General features: G+C 66.4%; 16 protein-coding genes and 1 pseudogene. 6 read left to right on the plus strand and 11 right to left on the minus strand.

What is annotated here, in order from left to right; all coding sequences use genetic code 11:
• The 6 genes from ACCQ01_RS13180 to ACCQ01_RS13205 all read right to left on the minus strand — a co-directional run bounded on the left by ACCQ01_RS13180 (position 1) and on the right by ACCQ01_RS13205 (position 8,381).
• Positions 1–1,587 (minus strand): MDR family MFS transporter, encoded by a 1,587-nt coding sequence (locus tag ACCQ01_RS13180; protein ID WP_228432144.1) that lies wholly within the window; start codon positions 1,585–1,587, stop codon positions 1–3.
• The gene (locus tag ACCQ01_RS13185; protein WP_115005073.1) at positions 1,584–2,783 is read right to left on the minus strand and encodes an HlyD family secretion protein; all 1,200 of its coding nucleotides are present in this window, start codon (positions 2,781–2,783) and stop codon (positions 1,584–1,586) included. Before ACCQ01_RS13185 ends, ACCQ01_RS13180 begins: the two co-directional genes overlap by 4 nt.
• Before the next feature lie 203 nt (positions 2,784–2,986).
• Complete coding sequence (locus ACCQ01_RS13190) at positions 2,987–4,102, minus strand: polyamine ABC transporter substrate-binding protein (RefSeq protein ID WP_114998962.1); 1,116 nt, start codon at positions 4,100–4,102, stop codon at positions 2,987–2,989.
• Between the two features lie 217 nt (positions 4,103–4,319).
• Positions 4,320–5,687, minus strand: coding sequence for an aspartate aminotransferase family protein (locus ACCQ01_RS13195; protein WP_228432150.1), 1,368 nt, complete (start codon positions 5,685–5,687; stop codon positions 4,320–4,322).
• Between the two features lie 546 nt (positions 5,688–6,233).
• The gene (locus ACCQ01_RS13200) at positions 6,234–7,619 is read right to left on the minus strand and encodes a glutamine synthetase family protein (RefSeq protein WP_014508026.1); all 1,386 of its coding nucleotides are present in this window, start codon (positions 7,617–7,619) and stop codon (positions 6,234–6,236) included.
• A 6-nt stretch (positions 7,620–7,625) separates the two neighbouring features.
• Positions 7,626–8,381 carry a gamma-glutamyl-gamma-aminobutyrate hydrolase family protein gene (locus ACCQ01_RS13205; RefSeq protein WP_228432153.1) on the minus strand — a complete coding sequence of 252 codons (756 nt, stop codon included), beginning with the start codon at positions 8,379–8,381 and terminating at the stop codon, positions 7,626–7,628.
• A gap of 129 nt (positions 8,382–8,510) precedes the next feature.
• On the opposite strand from ACCQ01_RS13205, the gene ACCQ01_RS13210 reads away from it, so the two are divergent.
• The 4 genes and pseudogenes from ACCQ01_RS13210 to ACCQ01_RS13225 all read left to right on the plus strand — a co-directional run.
• On the plus strand, positions 8,511–9,890 hold the full coding sequence (locus ACCQ01_RS13210; protein ID WP_228432158.1) for a glutamine synthetase family protein: 1,380 nt from the start codon (positions 8,511–8,513) through the stop codon (positions 9,888–9,890).
• Positions 9,890–11,203 (plus strand): NAD(P)/FAD-dependent oxidoreductase, encoded by a 1,314-nt coding sequence (locus ACCQ01_RS13215; protein ID WP_228432160.1) that lies wholly within the window; start codon positions 9,890–9,892, stop codon positions 11,201–11,203. The genes ACCQ01_RS13210 and ACCQ01_RS13215 overlap by 1 nt, the downstream gene beginning before the upstream one ends.
• Positions 11,204–11,277: 74 nt before the next feature.
• The gene (locus ACCQ01_RS13220) at positions 11,278–12,576 is read left to right on the plus strand and encodes a diguanylate cyclase (protein WP_042597728.1); all 1,299 of its coding nucleotides are present in this window, start codon (positions 11,278–11,280) and stop codon (positions 12,574–12,576) included.
• An 85-nt stretch (positions 12,577–12,661) separates the two neighbouring features.
• A pseudogene (locus tag ACCQ01_RS13225) lies at positions 12,662–13,117 on the plus strand (bacteriohemerythrin); the annotation flags it as partial.
• Positions 13,118–13,533: 416 nt separating this feature from the next.
• On the opposite strand, the gene ACCQ01_RS13230 reads toward ACCQ01_RS13225, so the two are convergent.
• From ACCQ01_RS13230 to ACCQ01_RS13250, 5 genes are all read right to left on the minus strand, one after another.
• Positions 13,534–14,814 (minus strand): MFS transporter, encoded by a 1,281-nt coding sequence (locus ACCQ01_RS13230; RefSeq protein WP_228432163.1) that lies wholly within the window; start codon positions 14,812–14,814, stop codon positions 13,534–13,536.
• Between the two features lie 410 nt (positions 14,815–15,224).
• Positions 15,225–15,494: a hypothetical protein gene (locus ACCQ01_RS13235; protein ID WP_228432166.1), complete on the minus strand. Its 270-nt coding sequence runs from the start codon at positions 15,492–15,494 to the stop codon at positions 15,225–15,227.
• Positions 15,484–17,832 (minus strand): FdhF/YdeP family oxidoreductase, encoded by a 2,349-nt coding sequence (locus ACCQ01_RS13240; protein WP_042597733.1) that lies wholly within the window; start codon positions 17,830–17,832, stop codon positions 15,484–15,486. Before ACCQ01_RS13240 ends, ACCQ01_RS13235 begins: the two co-directional genes overlap by 11 nt.
• The gene (gene fdhD / locus ACCQ01_RS13245; protein WP_011037498.1) at positions 17,829–18,674 is read right to left on the minus strand and encodes a formate dehydrogenase accessory sulfurtransferase FdhD; all 846 of its coding nucleotides are present in this window, start codon (positions 18,672–18,674) and stop codon (positions 17,829–17,831) included. Before fdhD ends, ACCQ01_RS13240 begins: the two co-directional genes overlap by 4 nt.
• A 6-nt stretch (positions 18,675–18,680) precedes the next feature.
• The gene (locus ACCQ01_RS13250) at positions 18,681–20,360 is read right to left on the minus strand and encodes an OFA family MFS transporter (RefSeq protein WP_011037499.1); all 1,680 of its coding nucleotides are present in this window, start codon (positions 20,358–20,360) and stop codon (positions 18,681–18,683) included.
• Positions 20,361–20,718: 358 nt separating this feature from the next.
• Between ACCQ01_RS13250 and aptA the strand changes: the two genes are divergently transcribed.
• Both aptA and ACCQ01_RS13260 read left to right on the plus strand, forming a co-directional pair.
• Complete coding sequence (gene aptA / locus ACCQ01_RS13255) at positions 20,719–22,071, plus strand: omega-aminotransferase AptA (protein WP_228432168.1); 1,353 nt, start codon at positions 20,719–20,721, stop codon at positions 22,069–22,071.
• 240 nt (positions 22,072–22,311) lie between these two features.
• Complete coding sequence (locus ACCQ01_RS13260; RefSeq protein ID WP_042597741.1) at positions 22,312–23,166, plus strand: plasmid replication/partition related protein; 855 nt, start codon at positions 22,312–22,314, stop codon at positions 23,164–23,166.
• Positions 23,167–23,326: the final 160 nt, after the last annotated feature.

The following is a 23,326-nucleotide window of genomic DNA, read 5'->3' on the forward strand; positions in this document are numbered from 1 at the left end:
TCAGTGCATTGCAAGGTGCGTCCCCTTGGGTAACGGCTTGAGCAAAAAGGCCAGCGGAATCGTGCAGACCACGATCACGCCAAAGATCCAGAACAGGTCGCTATAGGTCACCACCAACGCCTGCTGTTGCACCAGGCGCGCAAGTTGGGCAACCGCACGGATCGCCGCCTCGCCACCGGCGCTGCCCTGCATCTGCGCGTTCAACCCGGCCAGGAAATCCTGCGCGCGGCTGGCATTTGCAGTGACGGCGCTGCCGATGGTCTCGGTGTGGAAGGTCATGCGCCGCTCCTGGAAGGTGGAGATCAGCGCCAGTCCCACCGAGCCGCCGAGGTTGCGGCCGGCGTTGAACAGCCCGGACGCATCGCCGGCCAGCTCGGGCGGCACCGAGGAAATGGCCGCTTGGTTGAGCGACATCATCGCCAGTGCCAGGCCGCAGCCCTGCAACAACTGCCCGGCGACAAAATGCATGCCCACGGTGTCGGCGGTCAGCGACAGGTTGACGAAGCATGCCGCGGCAAAACACAGCAGCCCGGCGATCACCAGGATGCGCACGTCCACCACCTCCAGCAGCTTGGGCATCATCGGCATCAACAGCACCGTGGGCAGGCCGGACAGCAGCAACACATAGCCAGCCTGTTCGGTGTTGTAGCCGGAGATCACCGACAGGAACTGCGGGATCATGTACATGACCCCGAACAGGATCATGCCCACCGCCATGATCATGATGAACACCGCGCCGAAGCTGCGGTGCAGCAGCAGCGACAGCCGGATCACCGGTGCGCGCTGGCGAAACTGCGAGATCACCAGCGCCAAAAATCCACTCAGCGCGAATACGCTGAGCGTGTTGATTTCGCTGGACTCGAACCAGCGCTCGCGCTGGCCTTCTTCCAGCACCACGGTGAGCCCGCCCAGGCCGGCGGTGAGCCCATAGATGCCCAGCCAGTCCGCATCCAGCAGGCCGGCCCAGTTGCCTTTTTCGTGCTTGAGCCCGAGCAGCAACAGCGCCACCAGGCCTACGCAAATCGGCACGTTGATAAAAAACGCGTAGTGCCAGCTGACGTTTTCGGTCAGCCAGCCACCGAGCAGCGGGCCGATCACCGGGCCCATGATCACGGTCATGCCGAACAAGGCGGTGCCCATGGTCTGCTGGCTGGGCGGCAGGCGCGTGGCGACGATGGTCAGCGCGGTAGGGATCAACGCACCGCCGGCCAGGCCCTGGCCCACGCGGCCGATGATCATCATGGTCAGCGAGGTGGACAGCCCGCAGACCACCGAGAAGGCCGTGAACATCACCGCGCAGATCAGCAGGAAGTTGCGCAGGCCCAGCGTACGCACGAACCAGCCGGTGAGCGGGATCATGATGATTTCCGCCACCAGGTAGGCGGTGGAGATCCAGGTGCCCTCGGTGCCGCTGGCGCCTACTTCGCCCTGGATGGTGGGCAGCGCGGCGTTGACGATGGAGATGTCCAGCGTGGCCATGAACGAGCCGATGGTGCCGGCCAGTACCGCCAGCCACGCGCCCGGTTCGGCTTTCTCGCGTCCGGCGCTGCCGCCGGCACGCTCGCCGGTGGCCGCCGCGGCATTCATCGCGCGCGCTCCTGCGCCTGCACGCGGTCCGATTCCTCCTCGGCGCGCTGCTTGGCGTCCTTGGCCGAGCGCGTATCCACGGTGACCTCTACCGACATGCCCGGCACCAGCACCTTGCGCGCTTCCTCACCGGCCAGCACGCGGATGCGCACCGGCACGCGCTGCACCACCTTGGTGAAGTTGCCGGTGGCATTCTCCGGCGGCAACAGCGCGAACTGCGAGCCGGTGCCCGGCGACAGGCTTTCCACCTTGCCATGCAGCTTCACGCCCGACAGCGCGTCGACCTCGATCTCGGCCGGCTGGCCGGGGCGCATCAGGCCGACCTGGGTTTCCTTGAAGTTGGCCACCAGGTACAGCGACTGCTGCGGCACGATGGTCATGGTGCGGGTGCCGGCGGCGAGGAACTGCCCCACCTGCACGGTCTTGTCGCCCACCCGGCCGTGGATACGGCTGGTCAGGCGGGTGTCTTCCACCGCCACGCGCGCCTGGTCGGCATCGGCGGTGGCCTGCTTCACCCCGGCCTTGGCCTGCTCGAGCTGGGCGCTGCTGGCCTGGATCTGACTCTGCGCCCCCTTGGCCTGCGCCTGTGCGGCCTCGTACTGGGCGCGGGCGCGCTCCAGATCGTGCTGCAGGCTTTCCTGGTGTTCGTGGGTGTCGGCGCCGGAGGCGGCCAGCGGCGCGAAGCGCCTCACCTCGGCCTGTGCAAAGCGCAGGCTTGCCGCGGCCGAGGCCACCTGGGTGCGCGCCTGCACCAGCGACGATTCCTGCGCGGCCACATTGGCGGTGGCGGCGGCGATGTCGGCTTCACGCGCGGCGATCGCGGCTTCTGCCTGTTGCAGCGTAGCCTGGTAGGTGCGGTCGTCGATCTGCAGCAGAGGCTGGCCGGCGTCGACAATTTGGTTGTCGCCCACCATCACCTGAGTGACATAGCCGCTGACGCGCGGGGCCACCGCCACCGAGTCCGCCTGCAGGTAGGCGTTGTTGGTGTCCTGCATGTAGCGGCCCTTGATCAGGTAGTAGGCCAGCCAGATCACCAGCAGCACCACTACCAGCACGCCGACGATGATCAGCGTCCACTTCACCTTGGGATTCTTCAGCGGCGAGGGCTTCTTGGCGTCGTCGTCGCGGGACGCATTGCCCTGCCCGTCCGCTGCTGTGGACTGGCCATCGGTGGACTGCTGATCGTGGTTGCTCAAAGGGGGGCGTCCTGTGTCGTGGGCTGGGCGCGCGCGCTGGCATGCCCGCATCAACGGGCCCGGCGAGGCGGCGCAACCATACAATTATTTGAACCGCCCAGTACAGATTGCGTGATGACCCGGTCAGCCCCCGCTGTGACTCATTGGCACTTTATTAGTCCCGCCCTCGCACGGGCCGCACAGGGCATGTGAGAGAGCCCGCGTCAGCGACCCGTCTTGATCTCGGTCCATAGCCGCGTGTACAGGCGGTCCACCTCGGGTGGATTGATCGCGTAAGTGAACATCCGGGCGGTCACCTCCGGCGGTGGGTAGATGGTGGGGTCGTTGCGGATGGCCGCATCCACCAGCGGCGTGGCGGCGCTGACCGGATTGGCGTAGTGGATGAAATTGCTGTTGGCGGCCGCCACCTTGGGCGTCAGCAAATAATTGATGAAGGCGTAGGCGTTTTCCGGGTGCTTGGCATCCTTGGGGATCGCCAGCATGTCGAACCACTGCGGCGCGCCTTCCTTCGGGATGGAATACGCCACCTTGACAGTGTTGCCGGCTTCGGCCGCGCGGTCGCGGGCCTGGATGATGTCGCCCGACCAGCCCACCGCCAGGCAGGTGTTGCCATTGGCCAGCGAGGTCACGTACTGGCTGGAGTGGAAGTTCTGCACGTAGGGGCGGATGGTCTTGATCAGCGCGGCGGCTTTTTCGATCTCGGCCGGCGCGTTGCTGTGCGGGTCCAGGCCCAGGTAGTTCAACGCGATCGGAATCATGTCCGAGGGCGTATCGAGGATGGTGACCCCGCAGTCCTTGAGCTTGGACAGGTTCTCCGGCTTGAAGATCAGGTCCCAGCTGTTGGCGATCTCGGTGTTGCCAAACGCCGCCTTGAGCTTGTCGACGTTGTAGCCGATGCCGGTGGTGCCGATCATGTACGGCACGCCATAGGTGTTGCCGGGGTCCTGCGCGGCGATGCGGCGCATGATGTCCGGGTCGAGATTGGCCAGGTTCGGAATCTTGCTTTTATCCAGCGGCAGGAACACGCCGGCCTGGATCTGGCGGCCAAAGAAGTTGAGCGTGGGCACCACCACGTCGTAGTCGCTGCCACCGGCGAGCAACTTGGTTTCCACCATTTCGTCGCTGTCGAATACGTCGTAGGTGACCTTGATTCCGGTGCTCTTTTCGAACGCGGGGATGGTGTCTTCGGCGATGTAGTCAGAGTAGTTGTAAACGTTGAGCACCTTGGCCTGTGCATCGGCCTTGCCCGGGGCGCCACCGCCGCCACAGCCGGACAACAGGGTGATGGACAGGGTCAGGGCGAGCAGTCGCAGCGTCATGTGGGTCTCCAGGGCAGCGCGGTGGGGCGGCCCGGCATCGCGGCCGGTCTGCGCCCAGCCTACCCACCGCGTCCGTGTTTGCACAGCGTGCGGTCTCTGGGCGGCGGTGCGCGGGTGCGATGCGCGGCAGCGTCGGGGGACGACGAAAGTGACTGCGGCGGTGGCGCTCGCTGCGCCGTGGCTGCGCGGCTCGGCGGCGCGAAGCCTGCCGCCGCGCTTACTTGCCCAGCGCTTGCGCGGTGTCGTCCAGCGCGGCCCAGGTTTTGTCGAACAACTCATCGACCTGTTCGCAGGTGATGATCAACGGCGGCGACAGCAGCATGGCGTCGTAAGTGGCCCGCAGGATCAGCCCGCGCCGCAGGGCAAAATCGCGGCATAGCGCGCCCACCCGCCCGCGCTCCGGGAAGTACTCACCACGGCGGCGCTTGTCGGGCACCAGTTCCAGCGCACCGACCAGCCCGGCGATGCGCGCCTCGCCCACCAGACGGTGCGCGCCCAGTTCGGCCCAGCGCTGCGCCAGGTACGGCGCAATCTGCGTGCGTGCGGCGTCCACGATGCCCTCGTCCTGCAGTAGTCGCAGGTTTTCCAGCGCCACCGCAGCGCATACCGGATGCCCGGCATAGGTACCGCCGTGCGCCAGTTCACCGCCCTGACGCTTGAGCACACCGGCCACGCGGTCGTTGAACATCGCCGCAGCCAGCGGGATGTAGCCGGAGGTGATGCCCTTGGCCAGGGTCATCACATCGGGCTGGAAACCGAAATACTCCGCACCGAACCAGGCACCGGTGCGGCCGAACCCGCAGATCACCTCGTCGGCCACCAGCAGTACGTCGTAGCGCCGGCAGATGCGTTCGATTTCCGGCCAGTAGCTGCGCGGTGGGATGTAGACCCCGATCGCGCCCATGATCGGCTCACCGATAAAGGCCGCCACGGTGTCGGGCCCCAACTGCAGGATCTTCTCTTCCAACCGGCGCGCAGCGAGCAGACCGTAGCCGTCCGGGTCCATCTCGCCACCCTCGCCGAAATGGTTGGGCGGCGCGATGTGCTCGATCCCGGGAATCGGCAACCCGCCTTGCCGATGCATCCCGCGCATTCCGCCCAGACTGGCCCCGCCCATGGTGGTGCCGTGGTAGCCATCGTGACGGCCGATGAAGATGTGCTTTTGCGGCTGCCCCTGCACCGCCCAGAAATGCCGCACCAGCCGCAGGATGGTGTCGTTGGCCTCCGAGCCGGAATTGGCAAAGAACGCATGATTCAGATCGCCCGGCGCCAGCTCCGCCAACTTGGCAGCCAGGTGCACGGTGGGCTCGGTGGTGCATTGAAAGAAGCTGTTGTAGTACGCCAACTGCTCCATCTGCCGCGCCGCCGCCTGCGCAAGTTCGGCCCGCCCATAGCCCACGTTGACGCACCACAGCCCAGCAAACGCATCCAGCAACTTGTTGCCATCCGCATCCCACACATACACCCCCTCGCCCCGCGTCAGGATGCGCGTGCCCTTGGAAGCCAGTGCCGCGTTGTCATTGAACGGATGCAGATGATGCGCAGCATCGAGTTGCTGCAGGGACCTGAGCGCAGAAGGATCCACGACCCGCTCCGAACATGGGAAACAACGAGCATACCCGCGCACTGTTGCCATGCCGTGGATGGAGCGCAGAGGCATGCATAGCGAGCCAAAGCCTGCCTAGCATTGCACTGCTCTATACCGCTGCTGTGCTCTGCTTTGCACTGCTCTGCGCTCTACTCTGCTCTTTGCCCTGCTCTGCTCACGCTCTTCCGGAGCCCCATACCGCAGCGGCAAGGCCGGCAGATACAACCCGCAGGGCGGCGCGCATGGATGCGCGACGTTTTTGTAAGGGACATGGATGTCCCTTACAAAAATTTCTGCCGGACTTGCGCACCCGTCGCGCGCAGCGCGTCGGGCGCGAGGACGGGGTGTGCTTTCTTTTGGTTACTTTTCTTTGCACAAGCAAAGAAAAGTGACTCGCGCCCGAAGGGCGTGAAAGCCCTGCTTCCTGCTTCATCTTGCATCAAGGAAAACACACAGCCGCGGGGAAACCGTACAAAAAAACACAAAAACTGCACTCACCTCGCCACCAAGCAACCGGTCAACCGGTCAACCGGTCAACCAACCTCACACATTCAACAACAAGAACTCCCGCTCCCACGAACTGATCACCCGAAAAAACGTCTCGTATTCCTTCCGCTTCACGGAAATATAAGCCCGCACAAACCGCGGCCCCAACATCTCCTTCAACGCCTCACACCCCTCCAACTCATCCAACGCCTCCCCCAACGACCGCGGCAAATCGTAGCCCTGCTCCTTGCCGTTGCTGCTGATCGGCGCGGTCGGCTCCAGCTTCTCGCGGATGCCCAGGAGCCCGCATGCCAAGGTCGCTGCCATCGCCAGGTACGGGTTGGCATCGGAGCCCGCAAACCGGCTCTCCACCCGCATGTTCTGCGGCGCATCAATCGGCACCCGCAACCCGCAGGTGCGGTTGTCGAAGCCCCACAGCACATTGCTTGGCGAGACCTCGCCGAACATCAGCCGCCGGTACGAATTGACGTTGGGCGCCAACAGCCCCATCGCCATCGGAATGTATTTCTGCAGCCCGCCCAGATAATGCGCAAAGGTGTCGCTGAAGCCACCCTCGCGCTTGCCGCTGAACACGTTCTTGCCGGTGCCGGCATGCAACAGGCTCTGGTGGATATGCATCGCGCTGCCGGGCTCGGTCTCCATCGGTTTGGCCAGAAACGTGGCGTACACCCCGTGCCGCAGCGCCGCCTCGCGCATGGTGCGCTTGAACAGGAACACCTGGTCGGCGCGCGACAACGCATCGGCGTGGGTGAAATTGACTTCCAGCTGCGCGGCGCCGGATTCGTGGATCAAGGTATCCACGTCCAGCTCCATCGCATCGCAATAGTCGTACATCAGATCCAGGATCGGGTCGAACTCGTTCACCGCATCGATCGAATACGACTGCCGTGCAGTTTCCGGGCGCCCGGAGCGCCCTGCCGGCGGCAGCAGCGGAAAATCCGGGTCGGTATTTTTCTGCACCAGAAAAAATTCCAGTTCCGGCGCCACCACCGGCTGCAACTTGACCTCGGCATAGGCATCGAGCACGCGGCGCAGCACGTTGCGCGGCGCCAGTTCGTGCGGCTGCCCGTCCTTGGTGTAGCAATCGTGGATGACCTGCGCGGTGGGGTCGGCGGCCCACGGCACCATGCGCACGGTGGAGGCATCCGGGCGCAGGTGCATGTCCGAATCCGATGGCGAGGTCAGCGCGTAGTAATCGTCCGGAAAATCGCCGGTGACCGTGGTGGCGAAGATGCCTTCGGGCAGGCGCGTGCCGTAGTCATGGGAGAACTTGTCGGCTGGAATGATCTTGCCGCGCGCATTGCCGGTGATGTCTGGTACCAGGCATTCCACTTCGGTGATGTGGCGCTCCTTGAGCCAACGGCGCAGCGCGCTCTCCGGCTGCTTGGGCGTGGACTTGCGCGAACGTGTACGGATCGACATGCGAGCTCACTTTCCGCGCTGGGCGGCGTACTGGCGACAGGCCTCGCCAAAGGCGTGGAAGATGGCACGGTAGAACGGATGCTGTGTGACACGCCACTCCGGGTGCCACTGCACCGCGAGCAGAAACCCCGGGCCAGGGCCGCGAAAGGCCTCGATCAGGCCATCCGGCGCGGTGGCTTCCACCACCAGCCCCGCGGCCAGCGTGGCGATGCCTTGCCCATGCAGCGAGTTCACCTGCACCTGGGCGGTGTCGCTCATGCCGGCCAGCCAACCGCCCGGCTGCAGCTGCACCGGATGCGCGGGGCCGTATTGGGTGTCCAGCGGCGCGCTGCGGTCTTCGCGATGGTCCGCCAGGCCCGGCACCTCGTGCACGCGCTGGTGCAGGCGCCCGCCGAGCGCGACGTTGACCTCCTGCAGCCCGCGGCAGATGGCCAGCACCGGCAGGCCGCGCGCCAGTGCCTGCGGGATCAAGGCCAGGCTGGTGGCATCGCGCGCGGCATCGTGCGGGTTGCCCTCCCAACTGGGTTCGTCGCTGTAGTGATGCGGTTCCACATTGCTGACCGCCCCGGTCAACAGCAGGCCGTCGAGCCGCTGCAGCCACGCGCCGGCATCCAGCGGCGGTTGCAGGCTGGGCAACAGCACCGGCTGTGCACCGGCCGCCTCCACCACCGCGCGCACGTACTTCTCGCCCGCTGCCAGGAACGGGTGCGGCCCGTGCAGGCTGCGGTCGGTCGGCAACCCAACCAGGGGAACCATGGTCATCAACGCACTCCGCTGGCGGTCCTTCGAACTTAGCGCGCCGCCCGGTGCATTGCCACCGTGCGCACGCAACTCCTGCGCCTGCTCACGCCCGCTTTGCTACGCTGGCCTGCGATTTCACAGGTGTGGCCCATGGCAACCGAAACCCGTGTCGCGTCCCTGCCCAGCACCGATGCCGCCACCCTGGCCGCGATCGAGGGCTGTGCGCTGGTGGACCTGCTGCTGCCCGATACCAACGGCGTGTTGCGCGGCAAGCGTGTCACCCGCGAGGCGCTCGACAAGGTCTACCGCGACGGCGTGTGCCTGCCGATGTCGCTGATCGCCACCGACATCACCGGCAATACGGTGGAAGAAACCGGCCTGGGCTACGCCATTGGCGATGCCGATCGCATCTGCCGCCCGATCGCTGGCTCACTCCGCCCGGTGCCGTGGGCGCCACAGCCGATGGCGCAGCTGTTGCTGGCGATGCATACCCCCGACGGCGCCCTATTCGAGGTCGCGCCGCGCGCGGTGCTGCAGCGCGTGGTGCAGGGGTTCGCCGCGCTGGGCCTGACGCCGGTGATCGCCGTGGAGCTGGAGTTCTACCTGTTCGACGCCATGGCCGATGCCCAGGGCCGCCCGCAGACGCCGCGCGATGCACACACCGGCGAGCGCAACACCAGCACCCAGGTGTATGCATTGCAGGACCTGGACGACCACCGCAACTTTACCGATGCCGTCACCGCGGCGTGCCGGCAGCAAGGCATTCCGGCCGATACCGCGGTGGCCGAATACGCGCCCGGGCAGTTCGAGATCAACCTGCAGCACCGCGCCGATGCGGTGGCCGCATGCGACGAGGCGTTGCTGCTCAAGCGCACCATCAAGGCGATCGCGCAGCAGCAACACCTGCTGGCCAGTTTCATGGCCAAGCCGTTCGCCGGCCAGGCCGGCAGCGGGCTGCACGTGCACGTCAGCCTGCTCGATGCCGCCGGCCACAACGTGCTGCACGGCACAGCGGATGCGCCGGCCGCCGCCCTGCGCCATGCCATTGCCGGGCTGCAACGGCATGCGGACGCATCGCTGCTGCTTTTCGCGCCGCATGCCAACAGTTACCGCCGTTTCGTGCCGAATGCGTTCGTGCCGCTGGACGCCAGCTGGGGCTTCAACAACCGCACCGTGGCCTTGCGCATCCCGCACAGCGATGCGCACAACACCCGTATCGAACACCGCATCGCCGGCGCCGATGCCAACCCCTACCTGGTGGCGGCGGCTGTGTTGGCCGCGATGCTGGACGGCTTGCAGCACCCCGGCGAACCCACCGCCCCGGTGCAGGGCAACGCCTACGCGCAAGCGACCTTCACCCCGCGCACCTGGCAGGGCGCGGTGGATGCGTTCCTGCGCAGCGACTTCATCGACGCCCAATTGGGCACGCAGTTCCAGCACGTGTTTGGCCAGCAGAAGCAGCGCGAGCTGCTCGACTATCAGGCGCTGGTGCCGGACCTGGACTACGCCCGGTATCTGCGGACGGTCTGATGGCCACCGCCTTGCCCGCCGGCTCGACTGACGCACCGGGCAACGCGTATCCCGACAGCTGGTATGCGCGCAGCACGCCGCCCTTGCCTGCGCAGGCGCCGCTGCACGGCGCGCTGCGCAGCGATGTCTGCGTGCTCGGCGCCGGCTACACCGGGCTCACCGCGGCGCTGGCGCTGGCCGAGGCCGGCTACCAGGTCACCGTGCTGGAGGCGCGGCGGATTGGCTGGGGCGCCTCCGGGCGCAACGGCGGCCAGGCCATCGTGGGCTATGGCTGCGAACAGGACACGCTGGAAGCGCTGGTCGGCGACCGCGATGCACGCCTGCTGTTCGACTATTCGCGCGATGGCATGCGGCTGCTGCGCGAACGCATCGCGCGCCACGGCATTGCCTGCGACTGGCGCGACGGCCACGCGCACGTGCCACTGAAGCCACGCCAGGTGCAGGCCCTGCAGCGCGGCATCGTGCGCATGGCCGAACGCTATGACTATCCACTGCAGTGGTGGGACCGCAGCCAGCTGCGTGCGGAGCTGGACAGCCCGCTCTATCTCGGCGCCATGTTCGACCCGGCCAGCGGCCACCTGCAGCCGCTGGCCTATGCGCTGGGGCTGGCGCGCGCAGCGCTGGCCGCCGGTGTGCGCATCTACGAGCACAGCGCGGTGACGCGGGTGCAGCAAGGCGAGCGGATCGTGCTGCACACCGACCAGGGCAGCGTCTCGGCGGAGTTCGGCGTGCTTGCCGGCAATGCGCTGCTGCGCGGCGTCGCCGCACCGCTGGAGCGCCGCATCATGCCGGTGGGCACCTACGTCGGTGCCACCCCGCCGCTGGGCGCCGAGCGGGCCCGCAGCCTGATCCGCAACGACATGGCGGTGGCCGACACCAACTGGGCCCTGGACTACTACCGGCTCAGCGCCGACCACCGGCTGCTGTTCGGCGGGCGGGCCAGCTATTCGTCGCTGCCCCCGCCGGGGCTGGCGCAGCTAATGACCCGCCGCATGCACACCGTATTCCCGCAACTGCGCGACGTGCGGCTGGAAACAGTCTGGGGCGGTTACGTGGACATCTCGGCCAACCGGGCGCCGCACTGGGGCCGGCTGGCCCCGAACCTGTATTTCGCACAGGGCTTTTCCGGCCACGGGGTAGCTGCCACCGGGCTGGCCGGCCAGGTCATCGCCGAGGCCATCACCGGCCAGAGCCAGCGCCTGGACGTGTTCGCTCGCATTCCGCACGCGCCCTTTCCCGGCGGCCGGCTGCTGCGTACCCCGCTGCTGATGGCGGCGATGGGCTGGTACCGGCTGCGCGATGCGCTGTGGTGAGTGCGACGCAGTGCTCAAGTTCTGCCGAACCGAGCCGTTAGCTGACCTGACGGTTCGATCCAGACGGCTGACCGATGTCCCCAGGCACCCTACATCGCAACAGTGAAAGCGAAGTCCTGCCGCAGCGCGTGCTGCTGGTGGAGAACTCGCGCACGTTCACCAGCATGCTGCGCGAGGCCATCGAGCAACGCGTGGAGCTGCCGGTCACGGTCGTATCGACCCTGGCCGAAGCCGCGCGCGTGCTGGACGAAGAAAGTGGCTGGTTCCTGGTCCTGACCGGCCTGGTGCTGGTGGACGGCGACCGCGACAAGGTGGTGGAGTTCTTCCTCTCGCGCAACCTGCCCACCGTGGTGGTCAGTGGCGTCTACGACGAAGACCTGCGCCAGCGCGTGCTGCAGCAGCAGATCATCGATTACGTCCTAAAGAACGCGCCAGGCAGCATCGAATACCTGGCCTGGCTGGTGCAGCGCCTGGAGCGCAATCGCCGCATCGGCGCGCTGGTGGTGGACGACTCGTTGTCTGCACGCACCTATGCTGCGGCGTTGTTGTCGATGTATGGCTACCGCGTGGTGCTGGCTGCCGACGGTGCTGCCGGGCTGCAGGCGATCGAACGCGACCCCGGCATCCGCCTGACCATCGTCGACCAGGAAATGCCCGGCATGGAAGGGGTGGAATTCACCCGCCGGCTGCGTGCGATCCGCTCGCGCGACAAGGTGGCGGTGATCGGCATCTCCGGCAACAGCGATTCGTCGCTGATCCCGCGTTTTCTCAAGAACGGTGCCAACGACTTTTTGCGCAAGCCGTTCTCGCGCGAAGAATTCTTCTGCCGCGTCTCGCAGAACGTGGACCAGCTGGAGCTGATCGGCACGCTGCAGGACCTGGCCACCCGCGACTTCCTCACCGGCCTGCCCAACCGACGCTACTTCCTGGAGCAGAGCCAGCGGGTGATTCCCCAGCTGCTCTCGGAAGACCAGACCGTCACCGCGGCGATGCTGGATATCGACCACTTCAAGCACATCAACGACACCTGGGGCCATGAAGCCGGCGACCAGGCGCTGCGTGCGGTGGCAGCCTCGGTGTCCGGGCACGCCCGCCCGCAGGATCTGGTGGCCCGCTTCGGCGGCGAAGAATTCTGCCTGCTGGTTCCGGGGCTGGATGCCGCCAACGCCACGAGTTATTTCGAGACCCTGCGCGAGCGCATCAGTGCCCTGCGCGTGCGCATCGGCGACGAGACGCTGAGCATGACCGTGAGCATCGGCGTATGCATCGCCACCCAGCGTGACCAGTCGCTGCATCACCTGCTGGGCGAAGCAGACAAATACCTGTACCTGGCCAAGGCCGGCGGCCGCAACCAGGTGCGCCTGGCCAGCTGAGCCGCAGCGCTGGCTTGATCCAGATCAACGCGCCGGGCGCGCGTGGTGGCTATCGTGCGCCCATCGCATTGGGCAAGGCATATCGATGGCACTGCTGATCTGGCAGGACGACCTCAACACCGGGATCGAGGTGATCGATCACCAACACCGCCGCATCGTGGAGATGATCAATCACCTGCACGTGGCGCAGACCAGCCTGCAGCGGTTGGTGGTGTCGGACGTGATCGACGAATTGATCGACTACACGTTGTCGCATTTCGCCTTCGAAGAGGAGCTGATGGAAGAAGCCGGCTACCCCTTCAGCCACGCCCACCAGCGCGTGCACGCGGTGTTCGCCAAGCGCGTTGGCGACTATCGCCTACGTTTCCAGGCGGGCGAAGATGTCAGCGACGAACTCCGCAACATGCTCTCGCGCTGGTTGTTCAACCACATCCGCGGCGACGATCAGGCCTACGCCCCGCAGGTGATCGCGCACCTGGATCAATTCAGCCGCACCCATCAACACGGCAGCTGGCTCGGAAGAACGCTCAAGCGCTTGTTTCGCTGGTGCATTGCGGTGCTGATCCCGCGTAGGAGCGCGCTTGCGCGCGACCAACCGTTATCGGTAACGCCCATCGCGCGCAAGCGCGCTCCTACGGAAGCGTGGCCCATCTTCTTCAGCGCCACGGTGCATCAACTGCGCGCTCGCTCTCGGCGCATCATCTCAATCAGAACAAGCGGCCCTGGTAGGAGCGCGCTCGCGCGCGACCAACCGTCGTCGGTAACGCCCATCGCGCGCAAGCGCGCTCCTACGGATATGTGGCCCATCTTCTTCAGCGCCACGGTGCGTCAATTGCGCGCACTCTCTCGGCACGTCATTTCAATCAGAACCAGCGGCCCTGGTAGGAGCGCGCTCGCGCGCAACCAACCGTGGTCGGTAACGCCCATCGCGCGCAAGCGCGCAAACGCGCGCCTACCTCATCGCTGCGATCGACGTGCCAGCATCAACGCAAACAGGCTCAACACCGCCGCACCGCCGAGGTAATACCCCACCGCCTGCACGCCGTAGCGTGCGGCCAGTTGGGTGGCCACATACGGTGCCGGTGCCGCGCCCAGGATGCTGGCCAAATTGAACGACAACGACGCGCCGGTGTAACGCACTTCGGTGGGGTACAACTCGGCCAGCAAGGTGCCGCAGGGCCCATAGGTCAGGCCCATGAAGAAAAACCCCAGCGACAAAAACGCCAGCACCTGCAGCGGGTGATTGGCCTGGAACAACGGCGCGAACGCCAGGCCGAAGGCCACGATCGCCACGCTGGCCAGCATCATTGCCAACGGCGCGCCGTGGCGGTCGCCGAACTTGGCTGAGATCGGAATCCCAAGCGCGAAAAACACGATGCCGGCCATCTGCAGCAGCAGGAACTGCTCCTTGTCGTAGCCCAACGTCTTGGTGCCATAACCCAGCGCAAACACCGTCATCAGGTAGAACAACACGAACGTTGCAAACGCGCCCAAGGTGCCGATGATCAGTGCCGGCCAGTGCTGCGCAATCACCGTGCCCAGCGGCAGCCGCACACGGGTGTTGCGATCCAGGGCTTTCTGGAAGTCCGGAGTTTCGGTGATGCTCAGGCGCACCCACAGACCGCTGAGCACCAACGCGGCGCTGGCCAGGAAAGGGACGCGCCAGCCCCAGCGCATGAACTGCGCATCGTCCAGCAGCGCGCCCATGCCCAGAAAGGTGCCGGTGGAGAGCAAAAAGCCCAGCGGCGCGCCCAATTGCGGGAACATGCCGTACCACACGCGCTTGCCGGGCGGCGCGTTTTCGGTCGCCAGCAGCACCGCCCCACCCCACTCGCCGCCCAGGCCCAACCCCTGGCCGAACCGGCACAGCGCCAGCAGCAGCGGCGCGAATACGCCGATCTGCGCGTAGCTGGGCAGCAGCCCGATCGCCACAGTGGAAATGCCCATCGTCAGCAGTGCTGCCACCAGCGTGGCCTTGCGCCCGACACGATCACCAAAGTGCCCGAACACCGCCGAGCCCACCGGCCGCGCAATGAAGGCCACCGCGAACGTCGCCAGCGACTGCAGCATGGCCGCGCCGCCATCGCCGGCCGGGAAGAACAACGTGGGAAACACCAGCACCGCCGCAGTGGCGTAGATGTAGAAATCGAAAAACTCGATGGTGGTGCCGATGAGGCTGGCGAACAGCACGCGCGCAGGCGAATTGATGGGCGTGGCGAGCGGCGTGGCGGCAGTCATCGAGGATCGGCATCCATAGGAAAGACGGCCGATTCTCGCAGATCACACCTGGGCGTTGCGCAGCCTCCGCCAGCCCGCAAAAGTTGCATGCGTTACCGAACCACACACAGTGCGCTGCGTGTCACGGTTGGCCCGGGACCGTCCGGGTGAAGAACGACGCCGTCTTGTGTTGAAGGCGAGACGGAGACGTCTGTAGACAAGCGCTGTGCCTGGAGACGTCAACTGCACTCAACACGGAAGAGGTGCATCACTACCGAAGTGCGATGCTGATCAGCACGTTGTGCATCTGAATCGCCCAGCCCGGAGCGCGGCAGAGAAACATCACCGCGCCTGCAACGCCACACTGACCACGTTTCGAGATACGCGCAGCCGCACAGTCCGCCCCTGCAGCGAAGAGCAAACGCTTAGTACTACCCGTCCGCCAACGACCCACGCTGCGCATGCGCATCCACACCCGCCGGCGTCAGCACTGCAAACTGGCGCTCGCTGCGCTCCTCCACCCGGATCCAGCCCGGGCCCGGCTGGCCATCCAGATTGGCGCTGCCCAGCCAGGCCAGCGTGCGCAGCAACACGCTCATGCGCACGCCAAGCTGCTTGCACAGCCGCGCCAGCGATACGCCCGCGGGCGCATCGGCCAGCGCCTGCAGCAGCTGCGCGGTGAGCTGTGGATCAGCGGACAAGCACCGCTCCGATATCACGCGGCGCGGCATCGGCGGTTTCTGCGCGATGCGGCAACACCACCACCGGGATCGACTTGGACGTCGGCGTGCGCGCTTCGTCGGCAAAGCTCGACAGCGGCACCAACGCGTTGGTCTCCGGGTAATACGCAGCCAGGCAGCCGCGCGGGATGTTGTAGTCCACCAGCAGGAAGCGCCGTGCCTCGCGGTGCACGCCGTCCTCGCACAGGCTTTCAAGGTCCACCCAGTCGCCAGCCTTCATGTTCAACGCCGCGATATCCGCGCCGTTGATGAACAGCACGCGGCGCTCGCCGAACACACCGCGGTAGCGGTCGTCCAGGCCATAGATGGTGGTGTTGTATTGGTCGTGCGAACGCGTGGTGGCCAGCGTGAACACCATCTGCTCGCCCCGGCTGCGCCGCGCGCGATGGATCGGGTTGTCGGTGGGCACCGCATGCGGCTTGAACACCGCGCGTTGCTCCGGCGTCACCCACTGGCGGTCGCGCGCGGTATTGGACAGGCGGAAGCCGCCCGGCGTGCGCACACGCTGATTGAAATCCGCGAAGTCCGGGAACACCTGCGCGATCAGATCGCGAATGCGGTCATAGTCGCCTACCAGCCAGCGCCAGCGGATCGCGCTGCGCGCGCCCAACGTGGCCTCGGCCATGCGCGCCACGATCGCCGGCTCGGATAGCAAATCCTGCGACGCCGGCGGATTGATGCCGGCCGACAGGTGCACCATGCTCATCGAATCTTCCACGGTGACGCCTTGCGAGCCGGCGTCCTGGATGTCGATTTCGGTCCGTCCCAGGCACGGCAGGATCAATGCATCCTTGCCGTGCACCAGATGGCTGCGATTGAGCTTGGTGGTCACGTGCACGGTCAGTTCGCAATTGCGCAGCGCGCGGTGCGTGGCGTCGGTATCGGGCGTGGCCGCCGCGAAGTTGCCGCCCATCGCGAAGAACACCTTGCCGCGCCCGTCCAGCATCGCCTCGATCGCACCAACCGTATCGAAACCGTCCGCACGCGGCGGGTCGAAGCCGAACACCGACTGCAGCGTGTCCAGGAACGTGGCCGGCGGCTTTTCGTAGATCATCATCGTGCGGTCGCCCTGCACGTTGCTGTGGCCGCGCACCGGGCACACGCCTGCGCCGGGGCGGCCCAGGTGGCCGCGCAGCAACAGCAGGTTGGTGATCATGTGGATGGTGGCCACCGAATGCTTGTGCTGGGTGATGCCCATGCCCCAGCAGGCGATCACGCGCTCGGCCTTGAGGTAGATCTCGCCGGCCTTGCGCAGCGCTGCCTCGTCCAGGCCGGACTCTTCGACGATGGTGTCCCAGGCTTCCGCATGCACGTCGGCAGCGAAGGCGTCAAAATTGGCGGTGTGCTCGGCGATGAATTCCAGGTCCAGCAAACGGGGCGTGCCATCGCGCTGTGCCTGCGCATCGCGCTCCAGCACGTGCTTGATCATGCCCTTCACCGCGGCCAGGTCGCCACCGATCTTGAGCTGGAAATAATCCGAGGCGATGCGCGTGGAGCCGTTATGCAGCATCTCCAGCTTGTCCTGCGGGTCGGCAAATTTCTCCAGCCCGCGCTCACGCAGCGGATTGAACGCGGCAATCGCTGCGCCACGCTTGGAGGCCTGGCGCAACTCGCCCAGCATGCGCGGGTGGTTGGTGCCCGGGTTCTGGCCGAAGATCAGGATTGCATCGGCCAGCTCGAAATCATGCAGCGACACCGTGCCCTTGCCCACGCCAATCTGCGAGCGCAGCGCGGTGCCGGATGGCTCATGGCACATGTTCGAGCAATCGGGGAAGTTGTTGGTGCCGAACTCGCGCACGAACAGCTGGTACAGGAACGCCGCCTCGTTGCTGGTACGCCCGGAGGTGTAGAAGATCGCCTCGTCCGGCGTGGCCAGGCCATTGAGATGCCCGGCGATGTGCGCGAATGCGTCGTCCCAGCTCACCGGCACGTAATGGTCGGTGGCCGCGTCGTAGCGCATCGGATGCGTCAGGCGGCCCTGCCCTTCCAGCCAGTAGTCGCTGTATTGCGACAGCAGGCTCACGCTGTGGGACGCGAACAACTCCAGCCCGGCGCGGCGCGCGGTGGATTCGGCGGCCACGGCCTTGGCGCCGTTCTCGCAGAATTCAAAGGTGGAGGTGTGGTCGCGATCCGGCCACGCGCAACCCGGGCAATCGAAGCCGTCGGGCTGGTTGGCGTGCAGCAGCGTCTTGGCGCCCTGCACCGCGATGTCCTGTTCCATCAGGTGTTTGGCCACCGAGCGCAATGCGCCCCAGCCGCCCGCGGGATTGTCGTACTGCTTGATGGTTTTCTTGCTCATGCGGGCTCTCCCACGGCAACGCCCAGGTCCAGGCGTTGAGGATGGCTGTAAACAACACAATCGTGATCGCGGGCAAACCCGATCAGGGTCAGACCCGCACTGTCGGCCAGACTGATCGCCAGCGCAGTGGGTGCCGAAATCGCCGCCAACAGCGGGATTCGGGCCTGCGCAGCTTTCATGGCCATCTCGTAACTTGCGCGGCTGGTCACCACCGCAAACCCTTGCGTTGCATCGACGCGCGCACGCGCCAACGCACCGATCAACTTATCCAACGCGTTATGCCGGCCCACGTCTTCGCGGACCAACTGCACCATGCCCTGCGCATCGGCCCAACCGGCCGCATGCACCGCGCCGGTCTGTGCGGCAATCGGCTGCCGCGCGTGCAGTGCATCCAGCGCGCGCGCCAACGCGTCGACATCGATGCGCAATGCCGACTGCAGGACCGGCGGCACACGCAACACTGCTTCGATCGACTCGTTGCCGCACACCCCGCAACCGCTGCGCCCGTCCAGATTGCGCCGCCGCTGATCCAACGCGGCCGCGCGCTCGGGCGGGATCTCGATCTGCAGCGAGGCGCCTTCCAGAAAGGTGTCCACCGCCACCACCCGCAGGTCCTGCGGGTGGTCCACGATGCCCTCGCTCAACGAAAACCCCAGCGCGAAATCTTCCAGGTCTTCGGGGGTGGCCATCATCACTGCGAACGGCACGCCGTTGTAGTTGAAGGCGACCGGCATTTCGGCCGCCACCATGTCCTGCACGGTGGCGCTGCGGCCACCGCGATGGCGGCGGACCGTGCGCACCACACTGCCGGGGCGCACGGGAGTGGAAGGCTGGCCGGTCATCTCATCTCAATGAAACAGCACGAAGGCTTTTTGCAGCGTGACCCAGATGCCGAATGCCATCGGGACGCCCACTGCCAACCAGGCAAACGCCACCAGCGCAGGATTGCCGCCGTGGCCGATGCGCGCCATGTCTTCTGGCGCCAGCACGGCCTGCCCACTGCGGTCCACCTTTTCGTGGGCCAGCTGCTTTTCGCGCGCCAGTTCGTCGGGCGTCATGAAGTGACGCGCGGCTACCGGGCGCACCAGCAGGTTGCAGATCAGACCAAGCACGAGCATGCCGGCGAGGATGTACATGGTGGTGTTGTAGACCTGTGACGGCGGGCTGCCGTGCGCCAGCTGGTACTCGCGCATGTAGCCAACTACCACCGGGCCGAGGATGCCGGCAGTGGCCCAGGCGGTGAGCAGGCGGCCGTGGATGGCGCCGACCATCTGGGTCCCGAACAGGTCGGCCAGGTACGCGGGAATGGTGGCAAAACCGCCGCCATACATCGACAGGATGATGCAGAAGATGCCCACGAACAGCGCGATACCGCCCACGCCGCCGGCCGACGGCGCCGCCGCGTACAGGCAGATACCCAGCAGGAAGAACAGCGTGTAGGTGTTCTTGCGGCCGAGCTTGTCGGACATGCTGGCCCAGAAGAAGCGGCCACCGATGTTGAACAGACTCAACAGGCCGGTGAAGCCGGCCGCAATCGCGGCGATGCTGGCCAGCTGCGCGGCATCCAGGCTGCCGAAGCCGGCATCCACACCGATCAGACGGCCGCCGAACACTTCCTGCAGCATCGGCGAGGACATGCCGATCACGCCGATACCCGCCGACACGTTGAGGCACAGCACGCCCCACAGCAGCCAGAACTGCGGAATGCCCCAGACCTTTTTCACGTGCACGTGGTTGGCAGTGATCATGGCGTTGTTGGAGGCCACCGGCGCGGTCCAGCCGGCCGGCGTCCAGCCGCTGGGCGGCACGCGGTAGCCGAAGGCGCCAGCCATCATGAAGACGAAATACAGGGCCGCCATCACCAGGAAGGTTTCCATCACGCCCACCGAGGTGGGGGTGGCGAAGTGGCGCATCAACGCATCGGCCAGCGGGCTGCCGATCATCGCGCCGCCGCCGAAGCCCATGATCGCCATGCCGGTCGCCATGCCGCGGCGGTCGGGGAACCATTTGATCAGGGTGGACACCGGCGAGATGTAGCCCAGGCCCAGACCAATGCCGCCGATCACGCCCGAGCCCAGCCACAGCATCCAGATCTGGTGGAAGTGGATCCCCGCCGCGGAAATCACCAGGCCGCCGCACCAGCACAGTGCCGAGACCACGCCGGCCTTGCGCGGGCCGGCGCGTTCGAGCCAGCCGCCCCAGATCGCTGCAGAGCAACCCAGCAGCACGAAGAACAACGTGTACATCCACTGTAGCTCGCTGATCTTCCAATCGCAGGTGGTGGCCACCATGCGCGCGAACAGGCCCATGTCGGCCGGGCAGGCGATCGATTCGGTGATGCCCAGCGCCTTGGACAACGGCAGCCAGAACACGCTGAACCCGTAGGCCATGCCGATGCACAAATGAATCGCCAAGGCAGCCGGCGGCACCAACCAACGATTAAAACCAGGCCGCGCCACAATGCGCTCCTTGGACAACAAACCGGCATCTGCGCCGTTGGCGTTCGCCACGGTGGACCCTTGCGTCATGCGTATTTCCCCTAACTGACTGATGTGAAGTCCATTGATGGCTGCGATCGATCTGCGCGATCCGATGGGTGCAGCGGCGACGCTTGGGTCCGTCTGGTGGTCGTCTCGCGCATCATCGACGATCACCACCGGTTTGCAACGCTTTACAGCGCGCCAAAGCGTCTCAAAAACCTGCCGCGCGCGGCCGCACGCAAGCGTTCCTTGAGGTTAGCGGCCGACGCTGCGACTAATTGACTAGTCCCTATGGATTAGGCGTACGGCCGCCACGCGGCCCGGGTGCGCCAGGTGCGCGCCGCTGCGGTTCCAGATGACGCAGCTGCTGCCGTAGAGTCGGCCCATCCCCGCCCCGGAGCCTGCGATGCACGACCACCCTTCGAGCGATGCCGCCCACGCGGCACAGACACCGGCGGCGATGGAGGCGTTCTGGATGCCGTTCACGGCCAACCGGCAGTTCAAGGCGCGCCCGCGCCTGCTGGCCTCGGCCGCAGGCATGTATTACCGCGACGTGGAGGGCCGGCAGATCCTGGATGGCACCGCGGGGCTGTGGTGCTGCAACGCCGGCCATGCGCGCGAGCGCATCGTGGCGGCGATCTGCGCGCAGGCCGGCACGCTGGATTTTGCGCCCACCTTCCAGATGGGCTCACCGCTGCCATTCGCACTGGCCGAACGGCTGGCCGCGTTGGCCCCGCCGGGCCTGGGCCATGTGTTCTTCACCAACTCCGGCTCGGAGGCCGTGGATAGCGCGATGAAGATCGTGCTGGCCTATCACCGCCTGCGCGGCGAGGGCCAGCGCACCCGCTTCATCGGCCGCGAGAAGGCCTACCACGGGGTTGGCTTCGGCGGGATGTCGATCGGCGGGCTGCCCAATAACCGTAAATGGTTCGGCCCGCTGCTGGCCGGCACCGATCATCTACGGCACACGCTGGATCTGCAGCGCAATGCGTATTCGCGGGGACTGCCCGCCTTCGGGGTGGAGCTGGCCGACGACCTGGAACGGCTGATCGCCCTGCACGACGCCTCCACCATCGCCGCAGTGTTCGTCGAACCGGTGTCCGGCTCGGCCGGGGTGATCCTGCCGCCGGAGGGCTATCTGCAGCGCCTGCGCGCCATCTGCGACCGCCACGGCATCGTGCTGGTGTTCGACGAGGTGATCACCGGCTTCGGGCGCGTGGGCGAGGCGTTCGCCGCGCAGCGCTTCGGGGTGACCCCGGACCTGATCACCGCCGCCAAGGGCCTGACCAGCGGCACGGTGCCGATGGGCGCGGTGCTGGTGGCCGATGCGATCCACGATGCGTTCATGCATGGGCCGCAGGCGGCGATCGAGCTGTTCCATGGCTACACCTATTCCGGACATCCGCTGGCCTGCGCCGCAGCCCTGGCCACGCTGGACACCTACGCCGAAGAACAGCTGTTCACGCGGGCGATCACGCTGGGGCCGCAGTGGGAGGACGCGTTGCACAGCCTGCGCGGGCTGCCGCACGTCATCGACATCCGCAACATCGGGCTGATTGGTGCGATCGAGCTGCCGCCGCGCGAGGGTGCGCCCGGGGCACGCGGCTACGAGGTGTTCGAACGCTGCTTCCACGAGGGCGGCCTGCTGGTACGTGTCACCGGCGATGTCATTGCGTTGTCGCCGCCGTTGATCGTCACCCCCGAGCAGATCGGACAAATGGTGGAGACGCTGGCCACGATCCTGCGCAAGGTGGACTAAAGGCCTTGCAGTGCGAGCGGCCGCTCGCATCGAAGTGGCGGCGCGCTGACTGGCCAGTGCGTGTCACCCGGCCGCGCCCTGCCCGCCACACGGCGACGTCCCGTGCCGCTGCGCCTCACTGCGAGCAATTAAGACCCGGCAACAGGCGCCCGCGTGTCATGCCGACGGGCGCCACGTCAAGCGCGCAAAGCCGGGGCAGGCTCACTACAATGCCGGCCCCGCTCCTCCCGCAGTTGCCGCATGAACATCGTTGTCAAAGAAGAACTCAAGGCCTACATCGACCCGCTGACGCCCGACGAGCACGAGGCGCTGGAGCGCAGCCTGCTGGCCGAAGGCTGCCGCGATGCGCTGGTGCTCTGGGGCGAGGTGCTGGTGGATGGGCACAACCGCTACGGCATCTGCCAGAAGCATGGTTTGCCGTTCCAGACCGTGCAGAACCCGCGCTTCCAGTCGATGCAGGACGTGCATCTGTGGATGATCGAGCAGCACCTGGGCCGGCGCAGCGTGTCGGACTTCCAGCGCGGCGTGCTGGCGCTGCGCAAGCGCGAGATCCTGGCGGCCCGCCAGCGCAGCCAGCGCGATGCCGATGCCGCCGGCAGCCCCCCGGAAGCAAACGATGCCGAGCTCAACGTCGATACCCCCGACGCCGCAGCGCGCCCGGCTGAGGACCTGGACAGCCCGCCGTGGGAGGAGACCTCCACGCCAGTCAGCCGCGCCGAGCTGGCACGCGAAGCACGCCTGAGCAGCAACCAGGTGACCATGATCGAGCGCATCCACAAGCAGGCAGCGCCGGAAGTGGTGCAGGCGGTCAAGGCCGGTGAGATTTCGATCAGCGCCGCCGCCGCGGTGGCTACCTTGTCCGAAGACGAGCAACGCGCCGCCGCCCACGCCGGCAAGGCCGAGCTGAAGCAGGCCGCCAAGCGGGTACGCGACGCCAAGCGCAAGCCCAAGCCGGACGAGGCCGAAGGCGGCGAAGCCGAACGCCGCGACGTGAAGGCGTTGCAACGGCGCGTCACCGAACTGGAAAACGAGAACGCCGCCCTGCAGACCAAGGTCGCCGCGCTGCAGGCGCAGCTGGAGCGGCTGCGCGGCTGAGGCCGCGGCGGCAAGGTCTCTGGCCTCCCGTGGGAGCGCCCTCGGGCGCGAGGGCATTCCCGGTAACGCCTCATCGCGCCCAAGGGCGCTCCTACGTCGGCACGGGGCTTTGAGAAACCAAGGTCGCTCACGCCGCTGAAACGCGCGGCCACATCCTAGG

It is taken from the genome of Xanthomonas sp. NCPPB 4037 (assembly GCF_041475695.2).
GTDB lineage: Bacteria > Pseudomonadota > Gammaproteobacteria > Xanthomonadales > Xanthomonadaceae > Xanthomonas > Xanthomonas campestris.